This window comes from Pseudoalteromonas sp. A601 (assembly GCF_002165575.1).
In the GTDB taxonomy this organism is placed as follows: Bacteria; Pseudomonadota; Gammaproteobacteria; order Enterobacterales; family Alteromonadaceae; genus Pseudoalteromonas.
Window position 1 is genome coordinate 1 of sequence record NZ_MXQF01000063.1, and the last position, 9,818, is coordinate 9,818.

The 9,818-nt window shown below is 37.9% G+C and carries 7 protein-coding genes; all 7 read right to left on the minus strand.

All coding sequences use genetic code 11. The annotated features are described in order from the left end of the window. Positions 1-233: 233 nt before the first annotated feature. Positions 234-1,400 carry a nucleotide sugar dehydrogenase gene (locus B5G52_RS21450; RefSeq protein ID WP_087534675.1) on the minus strand — a complete coding sequence of 389 codons (1,167 nt, stop codon included), beginning with the start codon at positions 1,398-1,400 and terminating at the stop codon, positions 234-236. A gap of 180 nt (positions 1,401-1,580) precedes the next feature. Then, the gene (locus B5G52_RS21455) at positions 1,581-2,537 is read right to left on the minus strand and encodes an acetyltransferase (RefSeq protein ID WP_087534676.1); all 957 of its coding nucleotides are present in this window, start codon (positions 2,535-2,537) and stop codon (positions 1,581-1,583) included. Between the two features lie 53 nt (positions 2,538-2,590). After that, on the minus strand, positions 2,591-3,190 hold the full coding sequence (gene cysC, locus B5G52_RS21460; protein WP_087534677.1) for an adenylyl-sulfate kinase: 600 nt from the start codon (positions 3,188-3,190) through the stop codon (positions 2,591-2,593). Positions 3,191-3,263: 73 nt separating this feature from the next. Continuing rightward, positions 3,264-4,991: an SLC13 family permease gene (locus B5G52_RS21465; protein ID WP_087534680.1), complete on the minus strand. Its 1,728-nt coding sequence runs from the start codon at positions 4,989-4,991 to the stop codon at positions 3,264-3,266. 69 nt (positions 4,992-5,060) lie between these two features. Then, positions 5,061-6,467, minus strand: a complete 1,407-nt coding sequence (gene cysN / locus B5G52_RS21470) for a sulfate adenylyltransferase subunit CysN (RefSeq protein ID WP_087534678.1) — start codon at positions 6,465-6,467, stop codon at positions 5,061-5,063. Between the two features lie 107 nt (positions 6,468-6,574). Continuing rightward, the gene (gene cysD, locus B5G52_RS21475) at positions 6,575-7,480 is read right to left on the minus strand and encodes a sulfate adenylyltransferase subunit CysD (protein ID WP_087534679.1); all 906 of its coding nucleotides are present in this window, start codon (positions 7,478-7,480) and stop codon (positions 6,575-6,577) included. 244 nt (positions 7,481-7,724) lie between these two features. Then, positions 7,725-9,674 (minus strand): nucleoside-diphosphate sugar epimerase/dehydratase, encoded by a 1,950-nt coding sequence (locus B5G52_RS21480; RefSeq protein ID WP_087534681.1) that lies wholly within the window; start codon positions 9,672-9,674, stop codon positions 7,725-7,727. Between the last annotated feature and the right edge of the window lie 144 nt (positions 9,675-9,818).

The window sequence follows — 9,818 nt, forward strand, 5'->3', positions numbered from 1 at the left end:
CAAATTATAAAATATGACACAATGAAAGCTAAGGGCCACGAGCTAAAAAGACATCTAAATCCTAGCACATTTACTATCGTAAGAGAGCGCTTTAGCGCCGATTGGTTTTAACACATAACCAAAAAACAATCACGGCTGAAGCCTGTTCCCACAAAAGCTAGACACCTAGCACCTAGCATTTTCCTAATACCTTTGTCCTTTAACCTTATTACTTACAACTAGGCGCTACGCGCCTAATCACTACCAAATAAGTCGCGTGTATATACTTTATCAGCAATATCATTAAGCTCTTCAGCCATACGGTTTGATACGATCACATCAGCAAGCTGTTTAAATTCATTAAGGTCTTTCATTACGCGAGAGTTAAAAAATGCATCTTCTTGTAACGCAGGTTCATAAATAACCACTTCAATGCCTTTAGCTTTTATGCGCTTCATAATCCCCTGAATTGCAGAGGCTCTAAAATTATCAGAGCCCGTTTTCATCACTAAACGGTATACACCCACTACTTTAGGGTTGCGATTAATTATTGAATCAGCAATAAAGTCTTTACGAGTAGTATTAGCATCAACTATTGCGCCAATCATATTATTAGGCACATCTTTATAGTTGGCTAATAATTGCTTAGTATCTTTAGGTAAGCAATAACCACCATAACCAAATGATGGGTTATTATAATGATTGCCAATACGTGGGTCTAAACTAACACCTTGTATAATTTGCTTTGCATTTAAGGCATGGCTTTCAGCGTAGCTATCAAGTTCATTAAAATAGGCTACACGCATAGCAAGGTAAGTATTAGAGAATAGCTTAATGGCCTCAGCTTCGGTTGAGTCAGTAAACAAAATATCAATATCTTGCTTTATTGCACCTTGCGCAAGTAAATTAGCAAACGTTTGCGCACGCTCACTCTGCTCACCAACAATAATACGCGATGGATACAAATTATCATGCAATGCTTTACCTTCACGTAAAAACTCTGGCGAAAATATAATATTGTCAGTGCCAAACTTTTCTTTAACCGATTGAGTGTAGCCAACTGGCACCGTCGATTTAATCACCATAGTGGCCGTTGGGTTAATTTTTATTACATCTTTAATAACCGACTCAACACTATTGGTATTAAAATAGTTGGTTTCTGGGTCGTAATCTGTGGGTGTTGCTATAATTACAAATTCAGCTCCAACTAATGCTGACTCTTTGTTAGTTGTAGCGGTAAAATTAAGCTGTTTATTTTGTAAAAAATCACTAATTTCAACATCAACGATAGGTGATTGCTTATTTTTTAAAAGAACAACTTTTTTCTCATCTATATCAAGTGCAATAACTTTGTTATTTTGTGCAAGTAACATAGCGTTAGAAAGGCCAACATAGCCAGTACCAACCACTGCTATTTTCATGTAAATCCTTTAATGTTATTTAATTGTTAATGTGAAAATTTATTTCATGTTCGAAAAGTTAGTAATTCGTTCAAGTTCAAAGAATATTAACGAGCATATAGAGAAATGATTATAAATTTCAAATCTAAATACGTTTGAGCTTATCTCCTTTTAAACCTGGCATATGCCATTCAATAGAACTCATCGATAATAAGTGATAAGTGCTAAAATCAAGCTCGCTAATGATAGTTTAGGTAACTCATTAATGCCAGCAGCTGCTGCTCTACCACCACCAGTTGGGAATTGACTACATACATCTACGGCCCCAAATTTGTTATTTAAAGGCGCTCTCACACTTATCGTGTAACTATCTTTATTATTATAAGTGACAACTGCATGGGCCTTATTGGGTGATTGATTTGCGAGGTCATTTCCCAGTACTCCGCTGACCCGGCGCGCCCATGGTGCATCTTCAAGTAAAATTACTTTCGCAACGTCACAATCATGTAGCACTTGTGCGTTAGCAGCTTGATTCATATCCGCTAAATACGCACTTTGTAGAGTATAAAAAGGAGACCCTTTATCAGCAATTGCATCTAATGGCGATTGATAGCGTAGTAGCTTTTCATAAAGCGCTTCTGGAGCAAAGTGAAGGTCAGCAACTTCACTACCATAACCATTATAATTAATATATGTACCAAACGCTTTAAGTTGCGATTTTTCAGTTTCAGAGAGCCCTAATTCGTCGGCTTCCCGATCCGCTTTTGCAAATAAGTTATCACCATAAGCTGCTGTAATTGCCCATAAATGATACTTTTTATTTACTAAATTACTCACAATTAAACTAGTACACATATCTGGATCAAGATCGATATGCGCAAACAAATTTGTATGATTAGGAATTGTACCTGGTTTATGGTGATCTACATACATGACTCGTGCCCCGACACCTAGCGCATCGTGTAACGCAGCCATGTTTTTTTCCATTGAGATATCAAGTACACGAATACAATCGCCTTGTTTTGGAGTTATCTTTTGTAAAAGATTAATATCTCTTTTGACACCAGTTATTTTTACAGTATCAGTAGGGTTAGCTAATTGAAGTTGAAGCAACGCAATTATGCCATCTGCATCACCATTAAAAATATCGTATTTCATAATCTCTCGAGCATATCATTCTGTTTACAGCTAAGGGTTATTATATCTAATAACTATAACTTCACTATGTTTTTATCTAGTAAATATTTAACTATTTGCTCTGCACTTTGTTCAATATTTTGCTCAGCCGTTTGCACATGTATTTCTGCAGACTCAGGAATATCAAACGCTGAACTAATTCCTGTAAAATTAGGAATCTCTCCGGCTCTTGCTTTTTTATACAACCCTTTAGGATCGCGGCTTTCACATATTGCGATAGGTGTATCGATAAACACTTCAACAAACTCACCTTGTGACATAATACTTCGTGCTAGCTGACGCTCTTTTGCGAAAGGGGATATAAAGGCTGTAGACACAATTAACCCTGCATCAACAAATAGTTTGGCAACCTCGCTAATACGCCTAATATTTTCAACGCGGTCTTCATCACTAAAGGTTAGTCCTTTATTTAAACCCATTCTGACATTATCGCCATCAAGCAAATAGGTATGACAACCCAACTCAAATAACTTTGCTTCAACGGCATTTGCAATTGTTGATTTACCAGAACCACTTAAACCTGTATACCAAAGTAAAACGGGCTTATGCCCTTTGTGCTTTTCTTTTTGTTCACGCGATACAGTTTGTGCGTGCCATACTATGTTTTCAATCATTATTGTTCCAAATATGATATTTAGCGATAAGTTAAATTCGCTTTTCAATAAATTAGATAATTAAGTTACGTTTTTAAAACGGAAAAAATACCGGCACAAAGCTCAGCACGATGACGGCATAAACAATACTCACAGGAAGCCCCACTTTAATAAAGTCATTCACTTTATAGTTACCCGCGTTAAACACCATTAAATTTGTTTGATAACCATAAGGACTTATAAAGCTACCACTGGCTGCAAAAGCAACAGCCATGACAAAAGGAAGCACAGCAACACCAAACCCCGTCGCGATGGTATAGCTTATCGGAAACATAAGAGCAGCGGCAGCATTATTAGTAACAAACTCAGTCATTAACCAAGTGGCCACGTACACCAAGATAAGCGATAAATAAATATAGCTTGGATCGTTAAACTGATTAAAAAAATTACCCAGCATCAGTACAACTCCGGAGTTAACCAAGGCTGTTGAAAGCAAAATCGCTGAAGAAACAATAAGCCAAATATCTATCGGAAATCGGCGAATAATTTCATTGGTTGTTAAACATCCTGCGAATAGCAAACCACCTAACAATAACACCAAGCCTTCTAATAAATCCACAACACCTAAAGCAGCGCATGCAATCGTCGTGATAAACCCACCCACAGCCAGCCATGCACGCCATCCATTTATTCGGCTTTCGGGTTCAACCCCAGACACAACTAAAAAATTTTTATTAATATTCGTTCTAGTTTTATAGTCATCACCCACCGCTAGTACTAAAAAATCACCAGAACGGATCTCAACATCTCCTAACTTTCCTGAAACTTGCTCGCCATCGCGCCTAATAGCAACAACGGCGGCATCAAATAAAGCCCTAAAGCCCGTTGTTTTTAATGTTTTCCCTACAATGATACTTTCTTGCCTAACAACAACTTCAGTTAAATTACTATGTAAAGAACCGTTTTTTTCAGCAAAAATCTCCAATCCAGAGAACTGACTCAGTTGAAGAACTTTATTAATATCGCCACAAAATATAAGCCGGTCTCCCGGTTGGATAACTTCAGACGGTGAAACAGGGCTAATTAAATGTTTATTACGCACAATTTCAACAAGAAACAGCGACTCTAAATGCCTTAAACCATTCCCTTCAACGGTTTTACCTATAAGCTCTGAACCTTGAACTACTTTTGCATCTATAAAATACCCTTCTGAAGATGCTTTACTTTGTTCGATATCGGGTAAAAATCGCTGACAAAAAAATAACACGGTGCCGCAGCAAACAACCAAGATCATGCCAATGGCAGTAAACGAGAAAAACGATAAAGACTCTCCTGTAGACTCCATAAACATAGAGTTTACGATTAAGTTTGTAGACGTACCGATTAACGTTAAAGTACCACCAAAAATAGAGGCGTATGATAATGGCAGTAACAGCTTACTAGCATAGTGATGGGGGTTATTCCTAATAGGTGAAAGTAACGTCGCAACAACGGCAGTATTATTCAAAATAGAGGAAAAAAAGGTCGTCACACCAAACAACCGAAACCACGTAGAACGATAGTTCCTAACAATAATTTTAGCCGCTAATAACCTTAATAACCGTGTTTTTTCTATTCCCAAAGAACAAATAACCAACAAAATAAGCGTTACTAGTCCAGGGTTAGAAATACTTCCAAGAAATTGCTCTTTAGAAACCAAACCAAAGGCAATTAAAGACAGGAGTGAGCCACCAAAAATAATAACCGGTTTAGTTTGTAAAACCACTAAACTTAATATGGTACAGGCAAAAATAGCAAGCGTTAAAAAGGCATCTAATGGCATAAATACACCAGCCATCCTTAATAAAAGTAAAATGTGCGGGCCAATAAGCCCGCATCCCATAAAAGTAATTTATCTAATTACTTTTGCTCCCCAATGCGGAAAGTGTTTACGAACCAAGGCATTAAACTCAACCTCAAATGCAGAGTGTTCGCTTGATTGTTGCTTTGGTTGTGACTCAATAGGTTTACGGATCATACCCGCCCCAACCGTCACATTTGATAAACGATCAATAACAATAAATGCCCCAGTATGCTTATTTACATCATAGGCATCAAATTGAACAGGTGCAGTTAGAGCAAGCTGGCATCGACCTATTTCATTTAAGTTAAGTTGGGTCGCCTGTTGATATTCTAACGTGTTGACATCGACTTTATAATTTATCGCTTCAGCATAACCAAATACCGACTTACTACCCACTTTAATTTCGTATTCACGATCTACATGTAATGGTTCTTCTGTCATCCACACCATATCAGCTTCAAAGCTACTTGTTGAAAACGGCTTCTCGTGTGGGCGTACTAACATATCGCCACGACTGATATCGATTTCATCTTCAAGCGTTAGTGTAATAGCCATTCCTGCCGATGCTTTTTCTAAATTGCCATCAAAAGTAACAATTTCTTTTACTTTACTTTCTTTTCCTGATGGCAAAGCACAGATTGTGTCTCCCACTCTAATATCACCCGCAGCAATCGTGCCGCTAAAGCCTCTAAAATCAAGATTAGGGCGGTTTACATATTGTACTTGTAGCCTAAATGCATCATTTTGTGCACGTTTAACTTGTACAGTATTAAGTAACTTCATTAATGTAGAGCCAGGATACCAACTCATAGCTTCACTTTCATTAACCACATTATCACCACGCAATGCCGAAATAGGCACAAATCTTACGTCATCAAATGAAAGGTCCTTTGAAAATTCACGGTAATTTTTTTTGATATCTTGGTAAACAGATTGCTCATAACCGACAGCATCCATTTTATTAATCGCAACAACGACATTTTTAATACCAAGCAATGAACATATATAGCTATGACGGCGTGTTTGTACTTGAACACCGTGACGAGCATCAATCAAAATAATAGCTAAATCACACGTAGAAGCTCCCGTAGCCATATTCCGCGTATACTGTTCATGTCCTGGGGTATCGGCAATTATAAATTTACGTTGTTCGGTTGCAAAGTAACGATATGCGACATCAATAGTAATGCCTTGTTCTCGCTCAGACTGCAACCCATCAACGAGTAGCGATAAATCAAAATCATTATCGGTGGTATTAAAACGTTTAGAGTCTTTTTCTATTGCTGCCATCTGATCTTCAAAGATCATCTTGCTATCGTAAAGCAAACGACCTATTAAAGTTGATTTACCATCATCGACGCTACCGCAGGTTAATATGCGCAGCATGTCTTTATTTTCATGTACTTTTAAATATACTTCTATATCAGTAGCAAGTAAGTTCGTTTCTTGTGACATAATTTTCTCTACAATTTGGTTCAATAAGTTAACGGTTATTAAGTGTATTCAACATATTAAGTAAGCATGTTGTACACTTTATAAATTTTTTAAGCCTTACAATATGGCTAAAAATAACCTTCCATTTTCTTTTTCTCCATTGAACCCGAAGAGTCATTATCAATCACTCGCCCCTGACGCTCAGAGGTAGTACATAACAACATTTCTTGAATAATTTCTGGTAATGTTTGCGCAACTGAATCAACAGCCCCAGTTAAAGGGTAGCAACCTAGCGTTCTAAAACGAACCATTTTATTTTGAATTTGCTCATTTTCTTCAAGTTCCATACGCTCATCATCCACCATGATCAACGTTCCATCACGCTCCACCACAGGGCGTTCTTTAGCAAAGTATAACGATGGGATGTCAATCCCTTCAAGGTAGATATACTGCCAAATATCAAGCTCTGTCCAGTTACTTAATGGAAATACACGAATACTTTCGCCTTTATCCACTTTGCTATTGTAAACATTCCATAATTCAGGTCGTTGACTTTTAGGATCCCAACGATGATTTTTATCACGGAAAGAATACACTCGCTCCTTAGCTCGCGATTTTTCTTCGTCGCGGCGAGCCCCACCAAATGCAGCATCAAACCCATGCATATCAAGCGCCTGCTTAAGGCCCTGAGTTTTCATAACATCTGTATGCTTAGCACTGCCGTGAACAAATGGGCTCATGCCCATTGCTATACCTTCCGGGTTTTTATGAACAATTAGATCAAAGTCATACTTTTCGGCCATTTGATCTCTAAACTGAATCATCTCTTTAAATTTCCAGTTAGTATCAACATGCATAAGCGGGAAAGGTATTTTTCCGGGGAAAAAAGCTTTTCGTGCCAAGTGCAGTAATACTGACGAATCTTTACCTACAGAATAAAGCATTACCGGATTATCAAACTCAGCAGCAACTTCACGCATAATTTGAATGGACTCTGCCTCAAGGGCTTTGAGATGGGTTAATTTTACAGTCATAGTATCAACTTATATTAATGATTTAAAATTTAAATATATAATTACAAAGTAACATTTCGAGTAACCGAAGTACCAGCCTAACTAAAATATACAACAGTTATTACTAATAATTAGCTTTGAGTTAGTCTATCAAACTTAATCGAATTAGATTAAGCAAAGTTAATTGTGCTTTAAGCTATACTTTAGTGAAAACACCTTATATAACTCATTAAAAACATGAAAAATGCCTGATTTAGCAAAATATTTATTTACGGATATTAATTATTTTTTGTTTATTGTGGGTTGAAAGATACTTTTTAGCATTCCATACCAAATCACAAATACCGTCAGTTGGGTTAAAACCTGTTGGTGCATCTAATAATAACTGGCGAATGGTTTCATGGTCAAAATTATGGCACGCAATATCTAACGCTTCTAAAAACACATTTAGCTCAGCAAAAGGTAACATTACTTCGCTCGCGGTCATTATGCGCTCATGAGTAGTTTCGCCTACGTTATCGCCAATAAGTAACTCTTCATATAGTTTTTCACCAGGGCGAAGGCCGGTGCATTTTATTTCAATATCGCCATGGGGGTTATTTTCATCTTTAATTTCAAAACCAGATAGGCGCACCATTTTTGATGCTAAATCTTTTATTTTTACCGACTCGCCCATATCGAGCACAAATACATCGCCACCTTTACCCATTGAGCCAGCTTGAATAACAAGCTGTGCCGCTTCAGGTATGGTCATAAAAAAACGGGTGATGTCTGGGTGAGTAAGCGTTATTGGCCCGCCTTCTTGTATTTGCCGTCTGAATAAAGGCACCACCGAGCCAGATGAGCCCAACACATTACCAAAACGTACCATACAAAAACGAGTTCGGTGCTTAACCCCTTTATTTTGCGCAAGGCCTTGTAACACAAGCTCAGCCATACGCTTAGTAGCTCCCATTACATTAGTTGGGCGTACTGCTTTGTCGGTAGATATTAATACAAAGGTTTCAACCCCGGCATTAACAGCCGCTTTTGCAGCATAGTATGTACCAAACACATTATTACGCACGCCTTCTACCACATTATGCTCAACTAATGGCACATGTTTATATGCTGCAGCGTGATAAACGGTTTGCACACCAAAGGCAACCATTACGGTTTCAATCCGATTTATACGCTGCACCGAACCCATAATAGGAACCAGCTCTATATCAAGCTGATTACTAACTATAAACTCATTGAGCTCTTTTTCGATTGAATATAAACCAAACTCTGAGATTTCAAACAACACTAGTTTACTTGGCTTTTGTTTAACTATTTGCCTACAAAGCTCTGAGCCTATAGACCCGCCAGCGCCAGTTACCATTACTATTTTATCAGCAATATTCGCTTTCATTAGCTCAGCCTTTGGCGTAACAGGGTCACGGCCTAGTAAATCTTCAATTTCGACATCTCTAAATTCAGATAGCTTAGCTTTACCCTCAACTACATCTGCCATACCTGGGATTGAGAGTACTTTAATGCTGAGCGGTTCAAGTTGGGCTAACACCTCTTTACGACGGGAGCGACTGGCACTAGGCAAAGCCAAAAGTACTTTAGTCGCTTTACCTTTATTAATTAACTCGTAAATACCTTTAAAACTAATTACTGGTACACCTTGTACTATTGAGCCTTGTTTAGTTCCGTCATCATCTATAAATGCGCGTACATAATACTCAGGCCCTGCACCTAAAGCTGTAGCAAGTTGGCGACCTGCAGAGCCTGCACCATAAATAATAACCGACTCTTTATTAACCGTAGCCATTCTACCTATCATGGCACGCACTAAAATACGTGAGCCACCCACAGTTAATAAACATAACCAAGCAAAAATAAATGGCATTGTTCGAGGAATAATTATACCAACAAAAAACGAAAGCAGCACTAAAGCAACGGTGGTAATAAAAGTACCTAGTACAATGGCCCACAAAGCTTGTGAGTTCATATACCTAAGTACCGCCCTGTACAAGCCTAAGCAAATAAATGCGTATAAACCTGTAGGTATAAGTATTGCGAGTAGCAACCAATTACCTATTTCATAAAAAGGCGCTAAGCTATCTAAGCGCACAATTAAAGCCAACCAAAAAGCTGCCGCAATAAACAGGGAGTCAATAAATAAGGTAATAGCGCGTTTTTTAGCCCGCGGAGCATTTAAAATAGACCGGATAAAACTATCCACAACAAGTTCCTTTTTTTGTACCATTGATTCAAAATTAAAAAACTATTCTAGCTCTTTAATTGTTAAAATTTTATGAATTATAGCTTATAAAAAGCGGGGGAGCTAGGAGCACACAAAGGTCAAAGGTCAAAGGTCAAAGGTCAA

Bases quoted from the DNA above. Each gene is read 5' to 3' on its own strand.
- B5G52_RS21455 (WP_087534676.1), bottom strand. From the start codon at position 2,537: ATGAAATACGATATTTTTAATGGTGATGCAGATGGCATAATTGCGTTG.
- cysD (WP_087534679.1), bottom strand. From the start codon at position 7,480: ATGACTGTAAAATTAACCCATCTCAAAGCCCTTGAGGCAGAGTCCATT.
- B5G52_RS21465 (WP_087534680.1), bottom strand. From the start codon at position 4,991: ATGCCATTAGATGCCTTTTTAACGCTTGCTATTTTTGCCTGTACCATA.
- cysN (WP_087534678.1), bottom strand. From the start codon at position 6,467: ATGTCACAAGAAACGAACTTACTTGCTACTGATATAGAAGTATATTTA.
- cysC (WP_087534677.1), bottom strand. From the start codon at position 3,190: ATGATTGAAAACATAGTATGGCACGCACAAACTGTATCGCGTGAACAA.
- B5G52_RS21450 (WP_087534675.1), bottom strand. From the start codon at position 1,400: ATGAAAATAGCAGTGGTTGGTACTGGCTATGTTGGCCTTTCTAACGCT.